Origin of the sequence: Streptomyces luteireticuli (assembly GCF_041519305.1) — a bacterium.
GTDB classification, from domain to species: Bacteria; Actinomycetota; Actinomycetes; order Streptomycetales; family Streptomycetaceae; genus Streptomyces; species Streptomyces luteireticuli.
In genome coordinates, this window is the sequence record NZ_CP167927.1 from 2,324,616 (window position 1) to 2,346,863 (window position 22,248).

Annotated in this window: 17 protein-coding genes and 2 rRNA genes; 6 read left to right on the forward strand and 13 right to left on the reverse strand. The window is 71.3% G+C overall.

The features are described from left to right. The first annotated feature begins 14 nt into the window (after positions 1–14). Positions 15–1,583: a PucR family transcriptional regulator gene (locus tag AB8735_RS09685; RefSeq protein ID WP_372406654.1), complete on the forward strand. Its 1,569-nt coding sequence runs from the start codon at positions 15–17 to the stop codon at positions 1,581–1,583. A 100-nt stretch (positions 1,584–1,683) separates the two neighbouring features. Here the strand turns inward: AB8735_RS09685 and AB8735_RS09690 are convergent, their stop codons facing one another. Both AB8735_RS09690 and recN read right to left on the reverse strand, forming a co-directional pair. Further along, complete coding sequence (locus AB8735_RS09690; protein ID WP_372406656.1) at positions 1,684–2,808, reverse strand: glycosyltransferase family 4 protein; 1,125 nt, start codon at positions 2,806–2,808, stop codon at positions 1,684–1,686. A gap of 183 nt (positions 2,809–2,991) precedes the next feature. Beyond that, a complete protein-coding gene (gene recN / locus AB8735_RS09695; protein ID WP_372406657.1) occupies positions 2,992–4,743 on the reverse strand; it encodes a DNA repair protein RecN in 1,752 nt (583 codons plus the stop codon). A 123-nt stretch (positions 4,744–4,866) separates the two neighbouring features. Between recN and AB8735_RS09700 the strand changes: the two genes are divergently transcribed. After that, positions 4,867–6,255 carry a S41 family peptidase gene (locus AB8735_RS09700; protein ID WP_372406658.1) on the forward strand — a complete coding sequence of 463 codons (1,389 nt, stop codon included), beginning with the start codon at positions 4,867–4,869 and terminating at the stop codon, positions 6,253–6,255. Positions 6,256–6,272: 17 nt separating this feature from the next. On the opposite strand, the gene AB8735_RS09705 is transcribed toward AB8735_RS09700, so the two are convergent. From AB8735_RS09705 to AB8735_RS09715, 3 genes are read right to left on the reverse strand one after another with little or no spacing between them, the layout of a single operon-like run. Then, positions 6,273–7,193: an NAD kinase gene (locus AB8735_RS09705; RefSeq protein WP_344023805.1), complete on the reverse strand. Its 921-nt coding sequence runs from the start codon at positions 7,191–7,193 to the stop codon at positions 6,273–6,275. After that, on the reverse strand, positions 7,190–7,996 hold the full coding sequence (locus AB8735_RS09710; protein WP_344023924.1) for a TlyA family RNA methyltransferase: 807 nt from the start codon (positions 7,994–7,996) through the stop codon (positions 7,190–7,192). The genes AB8735_RS09705 and AB8735_RS09710 overlap by 4 nt, the downstream gene beginning before the upstream one ends. Before the next feature lie 13 nt (positions 7,997–8,009). Beyond that, complete coding sequence (locus AB8735_RS09715) at positions 8,010–8,177, reverse strand: hypothetical protein (RefSeq protein WP_344023944.1); 168 nt, start codon at positions 8,175–8,177, stop codon at positions 8,010–8,012. Between the two features lie 69 nt (positions 8,178–8,246). Here AB8735_RS09715 and AB8735_RS09720 point away from each other — a divergent pair, with 69 nt between their 5' ends. Then, positions 8,247–8,594, forward strand: coding sequence for a sterol-binding protein (locus AB8735_RS09720; protein WP_344023803.1), 348 nt, complete (start codon positions 8,247–8,249; stop codon positions 8,592–8,594). A 453-nt stretch (positions 8,595–9,047) separates the two neighbouring features. On the opposite strand, the gene AB8735_RS09725 is transcribed toward AB8735_RS09720, so the two are convergent. From AB8735_RS09725 to AB8735_RS09735, 3 genes are all read right to left on the reverse strand, one after another. Further along, entirely contained in the window at positions 9,048–9,854 is an 807-nt protein-coding gene (locus AB8735_RS09725; RefSeq protein WP_344023801.1) for an ABC transporter ATP-binding protein, read from the reverse strand. A 70-nt stretch (positions 9,855–9,924) separates the two neighbouring features. Then, a complete protein-coding gene (locus tag AB8735_RS09730; protein WP_344023799.1) occupies positions 9,925–10,950 on the reverse strand; it encodes an iron chelate uptake ABC transporter family permease subunit in 1,026 nt (341 codons plus the stop codon). Then, complete coding sequence (locus AB8735_RS09735) at positions 10,947–11,996, reverse strand: FecCD family ABC transporter permease (protein WP_372406660.1); 1,050 nt, start codon at positions 11,994–11,996, stop codon at positions 10,947–10,949. Before AB8735_RS09735 ends, AB8735_RS09730 begins: the two co-directional genes overlap by 4 nt. Positions 11,997–12,054: 58 nt before the next feature. On the opposite strand from AB8735_RS09735, the gene AB8735_RS09740 reads away from it, so the two are divergent. Further along, on the forward strand, positions 12,055–13,083 hold the full coding sequence (locus AB8735_RS09740; RefSeq protein WP_372406661.1) for an ABC transporter substrate-binding protein: 1,029 nt from the start codon (positions 12,055–12,057) through the stop codon (positions 13,081–13,083). After that, positions 13,083–13,901, forward strand: coding sequence for a siderophore-interacting protein (locus tag AB8735_RS09745; protein ID WP_372406663.1), 819 nt, complete (start codon positions 13,083–13,085; stop codon positions 13,899–13,901). Before AB8735_RS09740 ends, AB8735_RS09745 begins: the two co-directional genes overlap by 1 nt. A 157-nt stretch (positions 13,902–14,058) precedes the next feature. Here the strand turns inward: AB8735_RS09745 and AB8735_RS09750 are convergent, their stop codons facing one another. Next, positions 14,059–15,099, reverse strand: a complete 1,041-nt coding sequence (locus AB8735_RS09750) for an HAD-IIA family hydrolase (protein ID WP_372406664.1) — start codon at positions 15,097–15,099, stop codon at positions 14,059–14,061. A 102-nt stretch (positions 15,100–15,201) separates the two neighbouring features. On the opposite strand from AB8735_RS09750, the gene AB8735_RS09755 reads away from it, so the two are divergent. Continuing rightward, positions 15,202–16,497, forward strand: a complete 1,296-nt coding sequence (locus AB8735_RS09755; protein WP_372406666.1) for a DUF1015 family protein — start codon at positions 15,202–15,204, stop codon at positions 16,495–16,497. Positions 16,498–16,538: 41 nt separating this feature from the next. Here the strand turns inward: AB8735_RS09755 and AB8735_RS09760 are convergent, their stop codons facing one another. From AB8735_RS09760 to AB8735_RS09775, 4 genes are all read right to left on the reverse strand, one after another. After that, the gene (locus tag AB8735_RS09760) at positions 16,539–17,324 is read right to left on the reverse strand and encodes a hypothetical protein (RefSeq protein ID WP_372411809.1); all 786 of its coding nucleotides are present in this window, start codon (positions 17,322–17,324) and stop codon (positions 16,539–16,541) included. 65 nt (positions 17,325–17,389) lie between these two features. Continuing rightward, positions 17,390–18,460 carry a hypothetical protein gene (locus AB8735_RS09765; RefSeq protein WP_372406668.1) on the reverse strand — a complete coding sequence of 357 codons (1,071 nt, stop codon included), beginning with the start codon at positions 18,458–18,460 and terminating at the stop codon, positions 17,390–17,392. Between the two features lie 221 nt (positions 18,461–18,681). Next, a 5S ribosomal RNA gene (gene rrf / locus AB8735_RS09770) occupies positions 18,682–18,798 on the reverse strand. A 105-nt stretch (positions 18,799–18,903) separates the two neighbouring features. Further along, a 23S ribosomal RNA gene (locus AB8735_RS09775) occupies positions 18,904–22,026 on the reverse strand. Positions 22,027–22,248: the final 222 nt, after the last annotated feature.

The following is a 22,248-nucleotide window of genomic DNA, read 5'->3' on the forward strand; positions in this document are numbered from 1 at the left end:
CGTAGGTTCACCCCATGGAACCCCACGGCACCGTCACCGTCGCCCGCGCGCTCGAACTCCCCGCCCTGCGGCGGGGACTGCCCGAGGTGATGGCCGCCACCGACGGGCTCGACCGCCCCGTGCGCTGGGTGCACGCGGGCGAGGCCCCGCACATCGCCGCCCTCCTCAAGGGCGGCGAGCTGCTGCTCACCACCGGCCTGGGCCTGGGCGACCGCCCCGCCGAGCAGCGCGCGTTCGTCCGCGGGCTGGCCGAACGGGACATCGCCGCCCTGGTGGTGGAGCTCGGCGCGCGCTTCCGCACGCTGCCCGCGGCGGTCGTGGACACCGCGCGCTCGTACGGCCTGCCGCTGGTGCAGTTGCACCGGGAGGTGCCGTTCGTCGCGGTGACCGAGGAGATCCACACCGAGCTGGTCAACGAGCACTACGCGGTGCTGCGGCGCGCGGAGGAGCTCCATGACCGGTGCACCCGGGCGCTGTTGGACGGCGGCGGGGTGCCCGAGGTGCTGCGGCTGCTCGCCGGCTTCGCCGGCAACCCCGTCTTCCTGGAGTCCCTTTCCGACGGGCGGCTCCTCTACGCGGCCGGGCCGCTCCAGGTATGGGAGGCACTGCGCGGGGCCCTTCCCGAGGGCCGGCTGGACGTCCCGATACCCGGGCGGGGCCCGGGTGCCCCGCGCGCCCGGCTGGTCCTCCTCCCGGTCGACGGGCCGTTGGCGCCCGTGCACCGGATCGCCGCCGACCGCACGGCCGCGCTGCTGGCCGTCGTCCTCCTCCAGGCCCGCCAGGAGGAGGAGCTCGCCGCCCGGGGACGCGGCGACTTCCTCACCGACCTCGCCGAGGACCGCCTCGACCCGGCCGACGCCCCCGCCCTGGCCCGCGTCCTGGGCTTCCGCCCCGGCCCCGGGCCGCTGCTGCCCGTGGCGCTGAAACTGCCCTGCCAGGAAGGCGGTTGGGCGGCTCTCACCTGCGCGGTCCAGGAGGAGCTGACGGCGGTGGGGGTGCCGGTGCTGCTGGGCGTACGGCTCCCGGAGGGGCGCGTGCCGCTACTGGCCGCCCTGCGCTCAGCGGCGGACCGGCCCGCGGTCGCCGACCGCCTGGCGGCGGCGCTGCACGCCGGGGCGCGCCGGGTGCGGGCCCGGCGCGCCCCGGTGGTCGTCGTGGGCACCCCGACGGACTGGGCGTCGGCCGGAGCGGGCCTGCGCCACGCCGCCGAGGCGGCGGAGGCGGCCGCCGGCCTCCCGGACCGCCCCTGGTACGACGTGCGGGCGCTGGACGTCGATCTGCTGCTGTGGCGCCTGCGGGCCGGGGCCGACCTGCCCGCCTTCGTGGACCGGGCCCTCGGCCCGCTCCTCGCCCATGACGCCTCCGCGCGGGCGGAGTTGCTCCCCACGCTGGACGCGTATCTGCGCCACGCGGGCCGCAAGGCGGAGACGGCGCGGGCGCTGCACGTCAACCGTCAGACGTTGTACGACCGGCTGGCGCGGGTCGGCTCGCTCCTGGGCGTGGATCTGGACGATCCGGATACGCGGTTGGCGCTGGGGTTGGCGTTGCGGGCGCGGCGGGCTATCAGCCCGTCCGGCGCTTGAGGACTTCGCCCGAAGGGCGAATGGGGGTCCGGGGGTCTCCCCCGGAAGAAACGGTGAAAGGGCGGGACCGGGGCAACCCTCCCCCGAGACATAGGCGCGCTCAGCGCCACCCACTCAACTCGTCGTACACGCTCAGCACATGAGCCACCGCATCATCCTCCGACGGCCACTCCCCCAGCCGCACCCGCCCCGCCGCCACCAACCGCTCCCGCCGCGGCGGATCCGCCAGCAGCCCGGTCACGGCCAGCGCCAGCGCCCCCGCGTCCCCGTACGGCACCAACTCCGCCGCGTCGCCCACCAGATCGGGCACTCCGCCCACCGACGTCGCCACCAGCGGCACCCCGGCCTGGAAGGCCTCCTGGGCCAGCAGGGAGCGCGCCTCCCAGCGGCTGGGCAGGATCGCGACGTCCGCGGCGCCCAGCAGCTGCGGGACGTCGTCGCGCCGGCCGACGAGCCGGACGGGCAGGTGCTCGTCCTCGATCCGCCGTTGCAGGGCGCCCCGCTCGGGGCCCTCCCCGGCGACGAGGAGCAGCGGCTCGGGGTCCAGGTCGCGCCAGGACCGCGCGGCGTCCAGCAGCGGCCCGTACCCCTGCTCCGCCTCCAGCCGCCCGACGGCGAGGAGCAACGGGCGCCCCATCACGCCCAGTTCGGCGAGGAGCTTGTCCCGGGGGAGGTCGTCGTCCGGGTCCATCGGTACCGCCCGCGGCGCCGGCAGGGCCACCGCCGTCAGCCGCGCGTCCCGCGCGCCGCGCAGCCGCGCCTGGTCCACCAGGTCGGGGGAGGGCGCGAGCACGACCGCGGCGCCGCGCGCGGCCCGTCGTTCCATCAGCCGGACGACATGGGCCCGGGCGCCCGCCGCGCACACCCGCCGGTGCCAGGTGACCACCAGCGGCGTTCCGCGCCCGCGCAGCGCGAGGGCGGCGAGGACACCCCAGCGCAGCCCGTGCGCGTGGACCACGTCCGCGTCCGCGCTGGCCGCGCGGATCCCGGCGACCACGAGCGCGTCCGTCCCGGCCGGCAGCGCCTCGAACGACGCGCCCGCGCCGGTGAATCCGTACCGCGCCTCCGCGCACCCGGCCGCGCAGACCGTCACCCGCAGGCCGCGCGCGACCAGCCCGCCCGCCAGCGACCGCACATGGGCCCCGCTGCCCCCGCTCCCGCCGCCCAGGATCTGGACGGCGTGCAGGGGCGGCCGCCCGTGGGACGTGCCGGATGTACTGCTCACGCGGGAGGGACTCCTGAGTCGGCTGAGGCGAGGCTGAACGGCAACGGCGCGGTGCCGAGCCCAGGATGCCAGCCGCCACCGACATCCACGCACCACCGCTCCGCGCGCGGCCCGCCCTGTCCCGCCCGCACATCTGTGGATTCACCCGGTTTGGGGATGACGAGCCCGTAAAGGTCCCTTACGTCACCGCCCCGAGCGGGCCGCCTCCAGCAGCTCCTCGGCGTGGGCGCGGGCCAGTTGGGAGTCCTCCTGCCCCGCCAGCATCCGGGAGAGCTCGCGCACCCGGTCCTCGCCCTCCATGGCCTTGACCCCGCTGCGGGTCACCGAGCCCTCGTGGGTCTTCTCCACGACGAGGTGCCGGTCGGCGAACGCGGCCACCTGCGGCAGATGCGTGACGACCACGACCTGTGCGCTCCGCGCCAGCCGGGCCAGCCGGCGGCCCACCTCGACGGCGGCCCGCCCGCCGACGCCCGCGTCGACCTCGTCAAAGAGATACGTCGGCACCGGGTCGGAGCCCGCGAACACCACCTCCACGGCCAGCATGACGCGCGAGAGCTCACCGCCCGAGGCACCCTTGGCGATCGGCCGCGGCTGGGCCCCGGGATGCGGGGTGAGCAGCAGCTCGACGTCGTCGGCACCGTGCGGCCCGAAGGTGACGGCGCGCCCGCCGACCTCGACGCCCGACGCCTCGTCGTCCGTCGCGTTCTGCCGGATCGCGAAGGACACCCGCGCGTGCGGCATCGCCAGCTCCGCCAGCTCGGCCGTGACCGCCCCGGCGAACCGCCCGGCCGCCTCGGCGCGGGCGTCGCTCAGTTCCTGTGCCAGCGCGCCGAGTTCGGCGCGCAGCGCGTCCCGCTCGGCGGTGAGCTCCGCGATCCGGTCGTCGTCGCCCTCCAGCTCGCCGAGGCGCTCGGCGCTCCGCTCGGCCCAGGCGAGCACGCCCGCGACGTCCTCGCCGTACTTGCGCGTCAGATGCCCCAGCGCCGCGCGCCGCTCCTCGACGGCGGCCAGCCGGCGCGGGTCGGCGTCCAGGTTGCCGGCGTACCCGGCGAGTTCGCCGGCCACGTCGGCGATCAGGATGCCGATCTCACCGATCCGGTCGGCGAGGGCGGCGAGGGCCGGGTCGTGGGAGCGCACGGCCTCCAGCACCCGGTGCGCCCCGGCGACCAGGGCGGAGGCCTCCACGCCCTCGGGGTCCTCGGGGTCGCCGGCCAGCGCCGCGTGGGCGGCGGTGGCGGCGGAGGCGAGGGCCTCGGCGTGGCCCAGCCGCTCGGCCTCGGCGGCCAGTTCGGCGTCCTCGCCGGGCAGCGGCTCGGTGGCGGCGACCTCGTCGAGGCCGAAGCGCAGCAGGTCCGCCTCCTGGGCGCGCTCGCGGGCGCGGGCGGTCAGCTCCTCCAGTTCCGCGGCGACGGCCTTGATCCGCCGGTAGGCGTCGGCGTATTTGGCGAGCGGCGCGGCCACCGCCTCGCCCGCGTACCGGTCGAGGGCCTCGCGCTGCCGCGCCGGGCGCAGCAGCCCTTGCTGGTCGGTCTGGCCGTGCACCGCGACGAGATCGTCGGCGAGCTCGGCCAGCAGCCCGACGGGCACGCTCCGGCCGCCGAGGTGGGCCCGGGAGCGGCCCTCGGCGGAGAGGGTGCGGCTGACGAGCAGCGTGCCGTCGTCGAGCTCGGCGCCCGCCTCCTCGGCCCGCACGGCCGCGGGCGACCGGCGGTCGACGGCGATCCGCCCCTCGACCACCGCCGCCTTGGCACCGACCCGCACCAGCGCGGGGTCGGCCCGGCCGCCGAGCAGCAGCCCGAGGCTGGTGACGACCATGGTCTTGCCGGCGCCGGTCTCGCCCGTCACCGCGGTGAAACCGGGTGACAGCTCGACCACCGCATCATCGATGACACCCAAGGACCGGATCCGCATCTCCTCCAACACGGATACGACCATACGAGGTTCCGGGGCCCCCTCGCGACGGCCTCCCCCCGTCCCGGCCCCCTGGGGAGAACCCCACCACCGGTCCGGGTGACCTCCCCATGGTGCCCGCGCACCCCCTCCCACCAGCCTGGACACATGACCGTACGTACCCGCCGCACCGCCGTGGCCCTGCTGGCTGCGATCCTCACCTTGACCACGGCCGCCTGCGCGGACGTGGCGGCGTCCCCGCCGCCCCGCCTCGACGGCGTGTGGCGCTCGGACGGCTACGGGACGGTCGTCTCGATCACGGACGGCGGACGGCGGCTGCGCACCTGGGAGACCACCGCCGTCAGCTGTCTGCCCGGGGCACCGGAGGTGAAGGGGGACGGCTCCGGCCGCTTCACCGACGGGGAGGGCTCGGGGCTGACGGTCTCCCGCGACGGCACGGGCCGGCTGCGGCTGGCCTTCGACGAGAGCGTCGGCCACCGCGTCCTGCGCCGGGCGGCGCTGCCCGCCCGGTGTGCGGAACCGCGGACGACGGACCCGCGCCGGGTCTTCGACGTCTTCTGGCAGACGTACGCCGAGAACTACCCCTTCTTCGCCGCCCACGGCGTGGACTGGCGGGCGGTCCGCGACCGCTACCGCCCCCGCGTCACCGCGCACACGAGCGACGACGAGCTGTTCGCGATCCTCCGGAAGATGATCGAGCCGCTGCACGACGGGCACACGAGCATCACGGACGGAGCGGACCGCAACTACGGCGGGCACCGCGCCGACACGGTCATGCCCACCCGGGAGTCCATCGCCCGCACCGACAAGGCGGTCGCCGAAGCCGTCGGAGTGCCCCTGCGCAGCTGGGCGCAGGGCGCGGTCTCCTACGCGGACCTGCCCGACGGCCTCGGATACCTGCGGATCACCCGCCTCACCCGCTTCGCCGCGAAGGGCGGCCCCGCGGCGGACGCGGCCGAGCTGGACCGCGCCCTGGACGCGGTCCTCACCCCCGCCCGCGTCCGCTCCCTGCGCGGCCTGGTCCTCGACCTCCGCTTCAACGGCGGCGGTTCGGACCGGCTGGGCATCCGCGTCGCGGAACGGCTCACGGACCGGCCGTATGTCGCCTACCTCAAGCACGCGCGCTCCGACCCCCGGAACCCCCGGCGTTTCACCCCCGAGGTCCCTGTACGCGTGAACCCGCACGACGGCCCGGTCTACACCGGCCCGCTGGCGGTCCTGACCGGCCGGCTGACGATCAGCGCGGGCGAGACGACCACGCAGGCGCTGATGGGCCGCTCCCCCGCGCCGACGCGGATCGGCGAGAACACACAGGGCTCGTTCTCGGACGTCCTGGAGCGCTCCCTGCCGAACGGCTGGCGGTTCGGCCTGCCGAACGAAGAGTTCATGACCGCGGATCCGCAGCGGCGGACGTACGACGTGACGGGCATCCCGCCGGCTGTCCGGACACCGGTCTTCACGGAGGAGGAGTTCGCGGCCCACAAGGACTCGGCACTGACACGGGCGCGTCAGCTGCTGGCTGCGGGTCGCGGGTGACGCCCCCGCAGGGGCGCCTAGTGCGGCGCCCCCCGCCACCCCGCCACCGGCAACGCGAACTTCGCGACCAACCGGTCCGTGAAGGACGCGTGATGCAGCCGCGCCAGCCGAACCGGCACCGCCCCCCGCCGCACCTCCACCCGCGCTCCCGCCGGCAGTTCCACGCTCCGGCGCCCGTCGCACCACAGCACCCCGTTCGGCGTCTGCGGCTGCACCTCCACGGCCAGCACCGAGTCCGGCGCCGTCACCAGCGGCTTGGCGAAGAGCGCATGGGCGCTGATGGGCACCATCAGCAGCGCCTCGACCTCGGGCCACACCACGGGCCCGCCCGCCGAGAAGGCGTACGCCGTCGACCCGGTCGGCGTCGCGCAGACCACGCCGTCGCCGCCGAAGCGCGAGACGGGCCGCCCGTCCACCTCGGTGACGACCTCGATCACCCGCTCCCGCGCCGCCTTCTCCACCGACGCCTCGTTGAGCGCCCAGTCCGTGTGCACGACGTGCCCGTCCGTACGGACGAGGACGTCGAGGGTCATGCGCTCCTCGACCTCGTACTCCCGGGTCACCACCCGGTCGACGACCTTGTCGAGGTCGTCGCGCTCCGCCTCCGCGAGGAAGCCGACGCGGCCGAGGTTGACCCCGAGCATCGGCACCCCGGAGACCCGGGCGAACTCCGCGCCGCGCAGCAGCGTCCCGTCGCCCCCGAGGACGACGAGCAGTTCACAGCCCTCCAGCACGTCCGGGTGGTCCGGGCCGGCCTCCACCCGTTCGACGGAGGACGGCAGCGGCAGGTCTGCGGCCTCCTCGGCCAGCACCCGGACGCCGATGCCGCAGCGCAGCAGCCCTTGGACGACGAGTTCGGCACTGCGGATGGCCGCCGGGCGCCCGGTGTGCGCGAGCAGGAAGACGGTACGTCTCTGTGTCGCTTCTGTAGTGGTCAACGAGGCCCCTCCGCCACTGCACGGTCAACGTCCGCCGGGTCCAGTTCGGGCGCACCGGCGCGCAGCCACAGAAAGTACTCGACGTTGCCCGAAGGACCGGGCAGCGGGCTGGCGGTGACACCGAGGACGCCGAGTCCCAGTGCGGCCGCGCGGCGGGCGACCTCCTTCACGGCCTCGGCGCGCAGCTCGGGGCTGCGCACCACGCCGCCGCTGCCGAGCCGTTCCTTGCCGACCTCGAACTGCGGCTTGACCATCATCACCAGGTCGGCACCGGGCGCGGTGCACGCCACCAAGGCAGGCAACACGAGGCCGAGCGGGATGAAGGACAGATCGCCGACGACGAGGTCGACCGGCTTCCCGTCGATCTGCTCCAACGTCAACTCGCGGACATTGGTCCGGTCCTTGACGGTGACCCGCTCGTCGCTCTGCAGCGACCAGGCGAGCTGCCCGTAGCCCACGTCGACGGCGACGACGTGGGCGGCCCCGGCGCGCAGCAGCACGTCGGTGAAGCCACCGGTCGAGGCCCCGGCGTCGAGCGCCCGCCGGCCCTCGACCTTCAGCCCCTGCGGGACGAACGCGGCGAGCGCGCCGGCCAGCTTGTGCCCGCCGCGGGAGACGTAGTCCGGGTCGCTGTCGTCCTGGACGACGACGAGCGCGGCGCTGGTCTCCACCTGGGTGGCGGCCTTGCTGGCCGTCGCGCCGCCGACGGTCACCCGGCCCGCGGCGATCAGCTGGCTCGCGTGCTCGCGGGAACGGGCCAGCTTCCGGCGCACCAGCTCAGCGTCGAGTCGTCGGCGGGTCACGGCCACGTGCGGTTCAGCTCCTGTTGTCGAGTGCGGCGAGGACGTCCTTCAGCCCCCGGTGTACATCCTCGTACACCGCGAGGTGACCGTCGGCGTCGAGGTGGTCGGCGTCCGCGAGCCGTTCGAGATGGGCGTCCACCTCGGGGTGCCCCGTGGGGGTCCGGTCGATGATGTCGGTCATGCTCCCGACGCTACCCCGGAACGGGTGTTTCGCCGGTGTTCGCCCCCGACCGGTGTACCGTCCAGTGCGATGGCGACGATCGAGGAGTGCCGCGCGGCGCTCGACAGACTGGCGGAGAACCTCGCGGGAGCGGACGAGGGCCTGCGGAACGCGGCAATGCCGGACCGCTCCCTGAGCTGTCATGTGACGGACCTGGACGTGACCTTCGTGGGCCACCTGCGGGAGGGTCACATCAGGGAGGTCCGCACGGTCCCCGGGGTGCCGGAGCGGCGGGCGGAGATCGCGCTGGAGATGACGGGGGACGACCTGGTGGCCCTGGTGGACGGCCGGCTGAACTTCGCCCGGGCGTGGGCGAGCGGGCGGGTGCGCCTGAAGGCGGGCGTGCGGGATGTGCTGCGTCTGCGGGCGATTCTGTAGCGGTTGCGGCTCGGGCGCCGGACGGGCTGATCATTCAGCCCGTCCGGGGAGCTCGAGGACTGGGGGTGCCCCCTCCGGGGGAGCCCGGAGGGCGCTTCGGGCTCCAGGGGCGCAGCCCCGGTCAGGGGCCCAGCGGGCACAACCCGAGCGGGGCCCAGGGAGCGGAGCCCGAGCGAGGACCAGCGGCACAGCCCGAGCCGGACCCAGCAGGCACAACCCGAGCGGGGCCCAGGGGGCGGAGCCCGAGCGAGGACCAGCGGCACAGCCCGAGCCGGACCCAGCGGGCACAGCCCGAGCGGGGGCCAGGGGGCGAAGCCCCCGGTGGGGCGCAGGGGCGAAGCCCCGCCACCCGCGCGGCAGCGCGGTCCCGGCCCCCGCGCGCGGCCCGCGCGCCGGCGGGGTCGCGCAGGGGCGAAGCCCCTGCGGAAGAGGGTTGGGGCGGGCCAGGGGCACCTACACCGGAACAGCCGCCGCCCGCACCTTCCGCGCCGCCGGCACCACCAACGGCGTCCCCGTCTGCGGATCATCGATGATCTCGCACCGCAGCCCGAACACCCGCTCCACCAACTCCGAGGTCACCACCTCCCCCGGCGCCCCCTCCGCCACCACCTTCCCGTCCCGCATCGCGATCAGATGCGTCGCGTACCGGGCCGCGTGGTTCAGGTCGTGGAGCACGGCCACCAACGTCCGCCCCTGCTCCTCATGCAGCTCCGCGCACAGATCGAGCACCTCGATCTGGTGCTGGATGTCCAGATAGGTAGTCGGCTCGTCCAGCAGCAGCAGCGGCGTCCGCTGGGCGAGGGCCATCGCGATCCACACCCGCTGCCGCTGCCCGCCCGACAGCTCGTCGACGTACCGCTCGGCGAGCGCCGCGACCCCCGTCGACTCCATGGACTCCTGCACGACCTGCTCGTCCTCCGGGGACCACTGCCGCAGCAGCCCCTGGTGCGGGTAGCGGCCGCGGGCGACGAGGTCGGCGACAGTGATCCCGTCCGGCGCCACGGACGACTGCGGCAGCAGCCCGAGCATGCGGGCCACCTTCTTCGCCGGGTACGACCCGATCGCCTGCCCGTCGAGCAGCACGGACCCGGCCTCCGGCTTGAGCATCCGCGACAGCGCCCGCAGCAGCGTGGACTTGCCGCAGGCATTGGGGCCGACGATGACGGTGAAGGAGTTGTCGGGTATCTCGACCGAGAGGTCCTCCGCGATGACCCGCCGGTCGTAGGCGAGGGTGACGGAGTCGGCCTTCAAGCGGCTCATGCTGGAGTCTCCTTAGTCGTAACCGTCGTAGTAGTCATAGCCGTCATAGCCGTCACAATCGGCACAGCCGTCACAACCGCCCGCCCTTCCGCTCCGCGTAGAGCAGCCACAGCAGATAGCAGCCGCCGAGCATCCCGGTGAGCACACCGACCGGCAGCTGGTCCGCGCCGAAGAGCCGCTGCGCGCCCCAGTCCGCGGTGACCAGCAGCGCCGCCCCCGTACAGGCGGAGGCCACCAGACAGGGGCCGGGCGACCGGGTCAGCCGCCGGGCGATCTGCGGCGCGGAGAGCGCGACGAAGGCGATCGGGCCGGCGGCCGACGTCGCGGCCGCGGCGAGCAGCACCGCGCAGGTCAGCGCGGTCAGCCGGGTCCGCTCGACACGCACGCCGAGCGCGTGCGCCGCGTCCTCGCCCATCTCCAGCATCCGCAGCCCGCGGCCCTGGCCGAGGAGGACGGGGACGAGGACGGCGCAGACGCACAGCAGCGGCCACACCTGGCTCCAGTCGCGGCCGTTGAGGGAGCCGACCATCCAGAGCGTGGCGCGCGCCGCGTCGGTGAGGTCGGCCTTGGTGAGCAGGTAGCCGATGACCGAGACGAGGATCGCGGACATGGCGATGCCGACGAGGACGAACCGCTGGCCGTGCACGCCCTTCTGCCACGCCAGCAGATAGATCGCGGCGCCGGAGAGCAGCCCGCCCGCCAGCGCCCCGGCCGCGACGGCCGTCTGGTCGCCCTGGAAGAGGACGATGACCAGCAGCGCCCCGACCGTCGAGCCCTGCCCGAGGCCGAGCACGTCCGGGCTGCCCAGCGGGTTGCGGGAGACGGACTGGAAGACGGCGCCGGACAGCGCGAGGGAGGCGCCGACGAGCAGGGCGACCAGCACCCGGGGCAGGCGCAGTTCGTTGACGATGAATTCCTGGGCCGCGGTGCCGCCGCCGGTCAGCGTCCGCGTCACCTCGGCGGGCGAGAGCGGGTAGTCGCCGGTGCCGATGAGCACGACGGAGACGGCGAGCGCGACGGCCACCAGCAGCAGGACGACGAGCACGGCCCGGGCCTCGACCCGTACGGACAGCCCTCGGGTACGCAGCACACTCACAGCTGGGCCATCCTTCGGCGCCGGATGAGGTGGATGAACATCGGCCCGCCGACCAGCGCCGTGACGACACCGACCTGGAGCTCGGAGGGCCGGGCCACGACGCGGCCGAGGATGTCCGTGGCGAGCAGCAGGACGGGGGCGAGGACCGCCGCGTACGGCAGGACCCAGCGCAGGTCGGGGCCGGTGAACGACCGGACGGCGTGCGGCACCATCAGGCCGACGAAGATGACGGGCCCGCAGGCCGCGGTCGCCGCCCCGCAGAGCAGGGTGACGGCGGCCAGGCCCAGGACCCGGGTGGCCGTCAGCCGGGTGCCCAGCGCCCGCGCCTGGTCGTCGCCGAGGGCCATCGCGTTGAGCGGCCGGGCGAGCGCCAGGGCGAGCACGAGGCCGACGCCGATGAAGGGCGCCACCTGTCCGACCACCGTCGCGTTCGCGGAGGCCAGGGAGCCGACCGTCCAGAACCGCATCCGGTCCAGCGCGGCGGAGTCGGTGAGTTCGACGGCGTACACATAGCCGTTGAGGACGGCGGTGACGGCGGTGCCCGCCAGGGCGAGGCGCACGGGCGTGGCGCCCCGGCTGCCGCCGAGCGCGTGGACGACCACCGACACCACGGCCGCGCCGAGGAACGCGAACCACACGTACCCGGTGAGCGAGGTGACGCCGAGGAAGCCGATGCCCGAGACGACGGCGGCCGCGGCACCGGCGCTGATGCCGAACAGGCCGGGGTCGGCGAGGGGATTGCGGGTGAGGGCCTGCATCACGGTTCCCGCGAGCCCGAGCGCCGCGCCGGCCAGCAGCCCGAGGAGGGTGCGGGGGACGCGGACGTCGCGGACGACGACGTCCGTCTCGGTGCCGGAGTAGTGGAACAGGCCGTGCCAGACCTGGTCCAGGGGCACCTGCTTGGCGCCGACGGCGAACGAGCCCGCCACGACGAGCAGCAGGAGTACGGCGGAGACGAACAGTCCCACGACGCGCCGGGCGTTCCGGCGGGGCACGGCCTCGGGGGCGGTGCCCGGCGGGGCTTGGGGGGTAGCTACGGCCAACACTTGGGTTAGGTTAGCCTACCCTCATCGCACCGTCCCCCACGGAGAGAAGCACCACCCCATGAGCACCCCCCGCACCACAGTACTGTCCCGCCGCGGCCTCCTGGCGGCGGGTGGCGCCCTCGGCCTCGGCGCCTTCATCACCGCCTGCGGGGGCGGCTCCTCCAAGTCATCCGGGAATGCGGGGAGTTCGGGATCCGGTGGTGGCTCCTGGACCTTCAAGGACGACCGCGGCACCGCCGTGAAGACCGGCCGCACCCCCAAGCGCATCATCGCCTTCACCGGCACCGCCGCCGCCCTGCACGACTTCGGCATCGAATGCGTCGGCGTCTTCGGCCCGACGAAGCTCAAGGACGGCAAGCCCGACCCGCAGGCCGGCGGCATCGACGTCGACAAGGTGACGATCCTCGGCAACACCTGGGGCGAGTTCGCCGTCGAGAAGTACGCGGCGCTCGACCCGGAACTCCTCATCACCGAGATGTTCGACCCCGGCGCGCTCTGGTACGTCCCCGACGACAGCAAGGACAAGATCCTCCGCCTGGCCCCCAGCGTCGCCCTGACCTCCGCCCGCGTCCCCCTGCTCAAGCCCATCGAGCGCCACGCCGAACTGGCCGCCTCGCTCGGCGCGGACCTCAAGGCGAAGAAGGTCGTCGAGGCCAAGGCCCGCTTCGAGAAGGCCGCCGAGACGCTCCGCAAAACCGCCAAGTCCCGCCGCATCAAGGTCATGGCCGCCTCCGGCAGCGCCGACCTCTTCTACGTCTCCAACCCGACCGTCAACGCCGACCTGATGTACTTCCGCGAGCTCGGCGTCGACTTCGTCGTCCCGCAGAAGCTCGACAAGGGCGGCTACTTCGAGAGCCTCAGCTGGGAGAACGCCAACAAGTACGAGGCCGACCTGATCATCCTGGACAGCCGCACCTCCGCCCTCCAGCCCAAGGACCTGGCCGCCAAGCCCACCTGGGCCAAGCTCCCCGCCGTCGAGGCCGGCCAGGTCAGCCCCTGGCTCAGCGAGCCGCGCTTCTCCTACGCCGGCAGCGCCCCGCTGCTGGAGAACCTGACCGCCGCACTCGAAAAGGCGAAGAAGCTCTGATGGCCACCCCCACGTACCGCTTCTTCGACGTCCGCGTCGTCCGCACCGAGCAGGTCGGCCCCGCCCTGATCCGCGTCACCGTCACCGGCGACCGCCTGGGCGGGATGGTCACCGGCGGCCGCGACCAGCGCTTCAAGCTCTTCCTGCCGCAGCCCGGCCAGGAAGCGCCGGTGCTGCCGCACACCCTCGACGAGGGCTGGTACGCCGAGTGGCGCGCCCAGGACCCGGCCGTACGCGCCGTCATGCGCACCTACACCGTGCGCGAACTGCGCCGCGATCCCGACGAGTTGGACATCGACTTCGTCCAGCACGGCTCGGGCCACGGGGCCGGCCCGGCCTCGCACTGGTCCCGCACCGCCCGCCCCGGCGACCGCGCCGCGCTCCTCGCCCCCGTGACCGAGGACAACGGCGGCGTCGACTACCAGCCCCCCGCGGGCACCGACTGGACCCTGATCACCGGCGACGAATCGGCCCTCCCTGCCGTGGCCGGCATCCTCGCCTGGCTGCCGCCCGGCATGCCGGCCAAGGTCTGGCTGGAGGTCCCCCACCCCGACGACATCGCTCCCCTCCCCACCGCCGCCGACGCGGACGTCACCTGGCTGATCCGCGGCCAGGACCCCACGGTCGTGGACGCCGTCCGCGACGCGACGCTCCCGCCGGGCACGCCGTACGCCTGGATAGCCGGCGAAGCCGGCACCGTCCGCACCCTCCGCCGCCACCTGGTCAACGACCGCACCATCGACCGCGGCCGCATCACCTTCACCGGCTACTGGCGCAAGGGCAAGACGGAGGAGGAACTGCTGGCGGAGCTGGGCTGAAATCCAGCCTGTCTGGGGGTTGCCCCCTCCGGGGAGTTTGAGGACAAACGCAGCGAAGCTGCGTTGCGGGGGGCCGGGGCTCGCCCCGGAAGAAACGGTGAAAGGGCGGGACCGGGGCAAAATCCCCCCAGCCCCGCCCCCACCGCGGGGCACCCGCCTACCACCCCAACCGAGCCAACACCTTCCCCCCGTCCACCCCACAACTCCCGTCCCCACCCTCGGCCCACGCCGCCCCGCACAGCGCCCGGAGCCCGTCGACAGCAGCCCCGTCCCCGTCCAGGACGAACTCCCCGTCGACGACGGACGCCGTCCACCCCCCGCACCGGAACTCACCCCCGGACACGGAAACTTCCGGCTGCCCCTCCAGCAACCCCCGCAAATCCTCCGCGACATACGTCGCCCGGTGCTCCGGCCGGGCCGCCAGCACCTGCGCGGCAGTGGTCACCCCCGTCAGCACCAGCAACGAGTCGACACCCCCCGCGTACGCCCCCTCGATGTCCGTGTCGAGCCGGTCGCCCACGACCAACGGCCGTTCCGCGCCCGTCCGCAACACCGTCTCCCGGTGCATGGGAGGCTGCGGCTTGCCCGCCACCCGCGGCTCCCGCCCCGTCGCGATCTTCACGACCTCGACCGCCGACCCGTTCCCCGGCGCGATCCCCCGCCCGGTCGGAATCGTCAGATCCGTGTTGGAGGCGAACCACGGCAGCCCCCGCGCCACCGCGTACGACGCCTCCATCAGCCGCGACCACGGCATCTCCGGCCCGCCGTACCCCTGCGCCACCGCCACCGGATCGTCGTCCACCGACTCCACCGGCACCAGCCCGCGCTCCCGCAGCGCGACCCGCAGCCCCTCGGTCCCGATCAGCAGCACCCGCGAACCGGCCGGCAGCTCGTCCGCTATCAACCGGGCCACCGCCTGCGCCGAGTTGATCACGTCCTCCGGCGAGGCCGGGATGCCCAGCTCGGTCAGGTGCCCGGCCACGGTCTCCGGCGTCCGGGCCGCATTGTTCGTCACATACGCGAGGTGCATCCCACCCGCACGCGCCCGCTCCAGCGACTCCACCGCGTGCGGTATCGCCGCCCCGCCGGCGTACACCACGCCGTCGAGGTCGAGCAGCGCCGTGTCGTAGACCACGCTCAGCGGCTGCTCACAGCCCTCGGGCCGGGTCCGTACGTCCGTCCGCGCGCTCTGGTTCATCAAGGGTTCGCTCCTCGTGCCGTTCATCTGCCGTTCATCCTGTGCTGTTCGTCTCTGTTTTGGATCATTGCTCATCCGGCCACGGGCCATAACAATTTCCGAATGAGCACTCCGGACCACGCGGATCACGCAGGGCAAGGTCTCCGACTCGCCCCCTTCCGAGGGCTGCGCTATGTCCCCGAACGGGTGGGCAGCCTCGCGGCGGTGACCTCGCCACCGTACGACGTCGTCGTCCGGCCCGACGGACTGCGCCACCTCGAGACCGCGGACCCGCACAACATCGTCCGGCTCATCCTCCCCCAGGCGGCCACCGCCGCCGACCGGCACCGCCAGGCCGCCGACACCCTGCGCCGCTGGCAGGAGGAGGGCATCCTCGCCCCGGACCCGGAACCGGCGCTCTACGTCTACGAGCAGCGCGGCGACGGCATCATCCAGCGCGGCCTGATCGGCGCGCTGCGCCTGACGCCCCCGGAGGAGGGCGTCGTCCTCCCCCACGAGGACGTGATGCCGCACATCGTCGAGGACCGCGCGGCCCTGATGCGGGACACCGCCGCCAACCTGGAGCCGCTGCTCTTCTCCTACCGCGGCGACGGGACGACCACCGGCGCCGCCGCCGTCATCGAGCGCGTCATCCGCACCACGCCCCTGCTCTCCACGACCACCGAGGACGGCTTCGCCCATCGACTGTGGTCCGTGACCGACCCCGACGACCTGGCCCGGATCGCCGGCGACCTCTCCCGGCAGCGCGCCCTGATCGCCGACGGCCACCACCGCTGGGCCACCTACCAGCGGCTCCGCGCCGAGCAACCCGGGCCCGGCCCCTGGGACTTCGGCCTCGTCCTGCTCGTGGACACCGCCCGCTACCCGCTGCGGGTCCGCGCCATCCACCGCCTGCTCCACAAGCTGCCCCCCGCCGACGCCCTGGCCGCCCTCGCCGGCTCCTTCCGCGTCCGCACCCTGGACGTGGAGCTGCCCGCCGCGCTCGACGCCCTCGCGGAGGCCTCGGAGGCCGACGAACACGGCAACGCCTATCTGCTCGCCGGCGACGGCCGCTTCCACCTCGTGAACCGGCCGGACCCGGAACTGCTGGCCCGCACGGTCCCGGCCGACCGCCCGCGCGCCTGGCGCGAGCTGGACGCGACCGTCCTCCACTCCACGCTGCTGGAGCACGTGTGGCGGGTCCAGGACGACCCGGAGCACATCGGCTACATCCACGAGACGGCCGCCGCCGTCGCCCAGGCCGAACGCCACGGCGGCACCGCCGTCCTGATGCACCCCGTCCACGAGGACGTGGTGCGGGAGCTCGCCGAACAGGGCGTGACCATGCCGCGCAAGTCCACATCCTTCGGCCCGAAGCCGGCGACCGGCCTGGTCCTGCGCAGCCTCACCCTGAACTGAAAGCAAGAGGGCGGAACCCCGCGGGGTTCCGCCCTCTTCGATCACTTCCGCTCGCCGCCGTCGGCGCCGGTGTCGGTGCCCTCGGCCTTGCTCTCCTCGACCGTCTCGACCTTCTGGGCCTTCTCGACCTCTTCGGTCTCCTCGGCCTCCTCGGCCTCCTCGGTCACGGTGTCCTCCGTGTCCTTGGCATCCTCGACCTCTTCGATCTCGGACAGGACATCGGTGAACTCGACACCGTCCATCTCCGCGAGCCGGTCGGAAGCGTTCGTCATCCCGCCCTGGTCGGCCTCCAGGGCCTTGGCGAACCACTCGCGCGCCTCAGCTTCACGGCCGACCTCGAGCAGCGCGTCGGCGTACGCGTAGCGCAGGCGCGCGGTCCACGGCTGGACGGAGTTCGACGCCAGCTCGGGGCTCTGCAGCGTCACGACGGCCGCCTCGGCCTGCCCCATGTCCTTGCGGGCCCCGGCCGCCACCAGGCGCATCTCCACCTGACCGGCCTTGTCGAGCTTCTGCACCTCGGGCTCGCCGGCCATGGCCAGCGCCCGCTCGGGGCGGCCCATGCCGCGCTCGCAGTCCGCCATGACGGGCCACAGCTCGACCGAGCCGGTCATCCGCCGGGCAGCCCGGAACTCGGCCAGCGCCTCGGAGTACTTGCCGGTCGCGTACGACGCGAAACCGGCCGCCTCACGGACGGCGGCGACGCGCGAGGCGAGACGGAGGGCGATGCGGGAGTACGCGTACGCCTGCTCCGGGTCCTCGTCCAGCAGGTTGGCGACCATGACGAGGTTGCGGGCGACGTCCTCGGCAAGGGTCTTCGGCAGGCTCATCAGCTCCTGCTTGACGTCCTTGTCGATCTCCTCACCGGTCACGTCGTCCGGGATGGGCAGACGCTTCACGGGCTCGCGGTCACCACGGTCCCGGTCGCGGTCCCGGTCGTCACGCCGGCCATAGCCGCGGGAGCGATCGTCGCGCCCACGGTAGCCGCCGCCCTGACGGTCCCGGTCGTCACGCCGACCGTAGCCCCCACCGGCGGGACGGCCACCGCGGTCGTCGCGCCGGAAGGACGGACGGTCGTCACGACGCTCATCGCGGCGGAAGCCGCCACGGTCGTCATCGCGGCGGGGGCCGCGGTCGTCGCGACGCTCGTCGCGGCGGAACGACGGACGGTCGTCACGACGCTCATCACGGCGGAAGCCGCCACGGTCGTCATCGCGACGCGGGCCGCGGTCATCACGACGGTCATCGCGCCGGAACGAGGGACGGTCGTCGCGGCGGAAGCCACCGCGGTCGTCGTCACGGCGGGGGCCGCGGTCATCACGCCGGTCGTCACGCCGGAACGAGGGACGGTCGTCGCGGCGGAAGCCACCGCGGTCGTCGTCACGACGCGGACCGCGGTCGTCGCGACGCTCGTCGCGCCGGAACGACGGACGGTCGTCACGACGCTCATCACGGCGGAAGCCACCACGGTCGTCGTCGCGGCGCGGGCCGCGGTCATCGCGACGGTCGTCACGCCGGAAGGACGGGCGGTCGTCGCGGCGGAAGCCACCGCGGTCGTCGTCACGACGCGGACCGCGGTCGTCGCGACGCTCGTCGCGCCGGAACGACGGACGGTCGTCACGACGCTCATCACGGCGGAAGCCACCACGGTCGTCGTCACGGCGCGGGCCGCGGTCATCACGCCGGTCGTCACGCCGGAACGAGGGACGGTCGTCGCGGCGGAAGCCACCACGGTCGTCGTCACGACGCGGACCACGATCATCACGACGCTCGTCACGACGGAACGACGGACGGTCATCACGACGCTCATCGCGACGGAAACCGCCACGGTCATCATCGCGACGCGGGCCGCGGTCGTCACGACGGAAGCCGCCACGGTCGTCATCGCGCCGGCCGTAGCCACCGCCACCGGGACGGCCGCCACGGTCATCGCGACCGCCGCGGAACCCGCCGCGGTCGTTGTCACGGCGGAAGCCGCCCCGCGGACCGCCGTGGCGGTCGCCGCCCGATCGGCCGTCGGGAGAGTTGGTGGACATCGACGTGACTCCTGTCTTGAGGTACCGCAGCCATTCTCGCGCAGTCACCCGGAGGCTGCGCTTCGACAAAAACACTGCGTTTCAAATCAATAAAAACAAAAGGACCCTTGGTCCCAACGTGAACGCTGGGACCAAGGGTCCTTGAAATATTGTTCGGCGGCGTCCTACTCTCCCACACGGTCCCCCATGCAGTACCATCGGCGCTGAAAGGCTTAGCTTCCGGGTTCGGAATGTAACCGGGCGTTTCCCTAACGCTATGACCACCGAAACCCTATCGGTTTCGAGCGAACAAGCACACTCTTCAATTAAGTGGTTCTGCTCAAACCGGCAACTGTTCGTTGCCTCAGAACTTACACAGTGGACGCGAGCAACTGAGGACAAGCCCTCGGCCTATTAGTACCAGTCAACTCCACCGGTTACCCGGCTTCCATATCTGGCCTATCAACCCAGTCGTCTACTGGGAGCCTTACCCCATCAAGTGGGTGGGAGTCCTCATCTCGAAGCAGGCTTCCCGCTTAGATGCTTTCAGCGGTTATCCCTCCCGAACGTAGCCAACCAGCCATGCCCTTGGCAGAACAACTGGCACACCAGAGGTTCGTCCGTCCCGGTCCTCTCGTACTAGGGACAGCCCTTCTCAAGACTCCTACGCGCACAGCGGATAGGGACCGAACTGTCTCACGACGTTCTAAACCCAGCTCGCGTACCGCTTTAATGGGCGAACAGCCCAACCCTTGGGACCGACTCCAGCCCCAGGATGCGACGAGCCGACATCGAGGTGCCAAACCATCCCGTCGATATGGACTCTTGGGGAAGATCAGCCTGTTATCCCCGGGGTACCTTTTATCCGTTGAGCGACGGCGCTTCCACAAGCCACCGCCGGATCACTAGTCCCGACTTTCGTCCCTGCTCGACCCGTCGGTCTCACAGTCAAGCTCCCTTGTGCACTTACACTCAACACCTGATTGCCAACCAGGCTGAGGGAACCTTTGGGCGCCTCCGTTACCCTTTAGGAGGCAACCGCCCCAGTTAAACTACCCACCAGACACTGTCCCTGATCCGGATCACGGACCCAGGTTAGACATCCAGCACGACCAGAGTGGTATTTCAACGACGACTCCACACACACTGGCGTGCATGCTTCACAGTCTCCCACCTATCCTACACAAGCCGAACCGAACACCAATATCAAGCTATAGTAAAGGTCCCGGGGTCTTTCCGTCCTGCTGCGCGAAACGAGCATCTTTACTCGTAGTGCAATTTCACCGGGCCTATGGTTGAGACAGTCGAGAAGTCGTTACGCCATTCGTGCAGGTCGGAACTTACCCGACAAGGAATTTCGCTACCTTAGGATGGTTATAGTTACCACCGCCGTTTACTGGCGCTTAAGTTCTCAGCTTCGCCCCACCGAAATGGAGCTAACCGGTCCCCTTAACGTTCCAGCACCGGGCAGGCGTCAGTCCGTATACATCGCCTTACGGCTTCGCACGGACCTGTGTTTTTAGTAAACAGTCGCTTCTCGCTGGTCTCTGCGGCCACACCCAGCTCAGAGTGCAAGACTCATCACCGGACATGGCCCCCCTTCTCCCGAAGTTACGGGGGCATTTTGCCGAGTTCCTTAACCATAGTTCACCCGAACGCCTCGGTATTCTCTACCTGACCACCTGAGTCGGTTTAGGGTACGGGCCGCCATGAAACTCGCTAGAGGCTTTTCTCGACAGCATAGGATCATCCACTTCACCACAATCGGCTCGGCATCAGGTCTCAGCCTTAACGTGTGACGGATTTGCCTACCACACGGCCTACACCCTTACCCCGGGACAACCACCGCCCGGGCTGGACTACCTTCCTGCGTCACCCCATCGCTTACCTACTACAAGTCTGGTCCGTCGGCTCCACCACTTCCCTTCACCCGAAGGATCCAGGACGGCTTCACGGACTTAGCATCGCCTGATTCGATATTGGGCGTTTCAAAGCGGGTACCGGAATATCAACCGGTTGTCCATCGACTACGCCTGTCGGCCTCGCCTTAGGTCCCGACTTACCCTGGGCAGATCAGCTTGACCCAGGAACCCTTAGTCAATCGGCGCACACGTTTCCCACGTGTGTATCGCTACTCATGCCTGCATTCTCACTCGTGAACCGTCCACAACTCGCTTCCGCGGCTGCTTCACCCGGCACACGACGCTCCCCTACCCATCCACACACCCGTTAGGGCTGTTGTATGAATGACACGACTTCGGCGGTACGCTTGAGCCCCGCTACATTGTCGGCGCGGAATCACTTGACCAGTGAGCTATTACGCACTCTTTCAAGGGTGGCTGCTTCTAAGCCAACCTCCTGGTTGTCTCTGCGACTCCACATCCTTTCCCACTTAGCGTACGCTTAGGGGCCTTAGTCGATGCTCTGGGCTGTTTCCCTCTCGACCATGGAGCTTATCCCCCACAGTCTCACTGCCGCGCTCTCACTTACCGGCATTCGGAGTTTGGCTAAGGTCAGTAACCCGGTAGGGCCCATCGCCTATCCAGTGCTCTACCTCCGGCAAGAAACACACGACGCTGCACCTAAATGCATTTCGGGGAGAACCAGCTATCACGGAGTTTGATTGGCCTTTCACCCCTAACCACAGGTCATCCCCCAGGTTTTCAACCCTGGTGGGTTCGGTCCTCCACGAAGTCTTACCTCCGCTTCAACCTGCCCATGGCTAGATCACTCCGCTTCGGGTCTTGGGCGCGCTACTGGGTCGCCCTATTCGGACTCGCTTTCGCTACGGCTTCCCCACACGGGTTAACCTCGCAACACACCGCAAACTCGCAGGCTCATTCTTCAAAAGGCACGCAGTCACGACACCGAGTGCAAGCACTCGATGCGACGCTCCCACGGCTTGTAGGCACACGGTTTCAGGTACTATTTCACTCCGCTCCCGCGGTACTTTTCACCATTCCCTCACGGTACTATCCGCTATCGGTCACCAGGGAATATTTAGGCTTAACGGGTGGTCCCGCCAGATTCACACGGGATTTCTCGGGCCCCGTGCTACTTGGGTGTCTCTCAAACGAGCCGCTAATGTTTCAGCTACGGGGGTCTTACCCTCTACGCCGGACCTTTCGCATGTCCTTCGCCTACATCAACGGTTTCTGACTCGTCCAACAGCCGGCAGACTGTTGAAGAGAGATCCCACAACCCCCACGACGCAACCCCTGCCGGGTATCACACGCCGTAGGTTTGGCCTCATCCAGTTTCGCTCGCCACTACTCCCGGAATCACGGTTGTTTTCTCTTCCTGCGGGTACTGAGATGTTTCACTTCCCCGCGTTCCCTCCACACTGCCTATGTGTTCAGCAGCGGGTGACAGCCCATGACGACTGCCGGGTTTCCCCATTCGGACACCCCCGGATCACAGCTCGGTTGACAGCTCCCCGGGGCCTATCGCGGCCTCCCACGTCCTTCATCGGTTCCTGGTGCCAAGGCATCCACCGTGCGCCCTTAAAAACTTGGCCACAGATGCTCGCGTCCACTGTGCAGTTCTCAAACAACGACCAGCCACCCGTCACAACCTGCCGAAGCAGACCTACACCGGGGCCGGCAGAAGGAACAGCCTCTCGGCCGTACCCTCAGACACCCAACAGCGTGCCCGACACTCTCCACCCAGGACTCACGTTCCACGCCGAAGCAGTACTAATGATCCCTTCCGGAAAGTGCCGAATAGTCAACGTTCCACC

What these genes read in the sequence shown, in the direction of transcription:
- AB8735_RS09725 (WP_344023801.1), bottom strand. Translation starts at nt 9,854, where the DNA reads ATGAGCCGCTTGAAGGCCGACTCCGTCACCCTCGCCTACGACCGGCGG.
- recN (WP_372406657.1), bottom strand. Translation starts at nt 4,743, where the DNA reads ATGGTCGTATCCGTGTTGGAGGAGATGCGGATCCGGTCCTTGGGTGTC.
- AB8735_RS09700 (WP_372406658.1), top strand. Translation starts at nt 4,867, where the DNA reads ATGACCGTACGTACCCGCCGCACCGCCGTGGCCCTGCTGGCTGCGATC.
- AB8735_RS09755 (WP_372406666.1), top strand. Translation starts at nt 15,202, where the DNA reads ATGAGCACTCCGGACCACGCGGATCACGCAGGGCAAGGTCTCCGACTC.
- AB8735_RS09750 (WP_372406664.1), bottom strand. Translation starts at nt 15,099, where the DNA reads ATGAACCAGAGCGCGCGGACGGACGTACGGACCCGGCCCGAGGGCTGT.
- AB8735_RS09740 (WP_372406661.1), top strand. Translation starts at nt 12,055, where the DNA reads ATGAGCACCCCCCGCACCACAGTACTGTCCCGCCGCGGCCTCCTGGCG.
- AB8735_RS09760 (WP_372411809.1), bottom strand. Translation starts at nt 17,324, where the DNA reads ATGAGCCTGCCGAAGACCCTTGCCGAGGACGTCGCCCGCAACCTCGTC.
- AB8735_RS09685 (WP_372406654.1), top strand. Translation starts at nt 15, where the DNA reads ATGGAACCCCACGGCACCGTCACCGTCGCCCGCGCGCTCGAACTCCCC.
- AB8735_RS09715 (WP_344023944.1), bottom strand. Translation starts at nt 8,177, where the DNA reads ATGACCGACATCATCGACCGGACCCCCACGGGGCACCCCGAGGTGGAC.
- AB8735_RS09745 (WP_372406663.1), top strand. Translation starts at nt 13,083, where the DNA reads ATGGCCACCCCCACGTACCGCTTCTTCGACGTCCGCGTCGTCCGCACC.
- AB8735_RS09720 (WP_344023803.1), top strand. Translation starts at nt 8,247, where the DNA reads ATGGCGACGATCGAGGAGTGCCGCGCGGCGCTCGACAGACTGGCGGAG.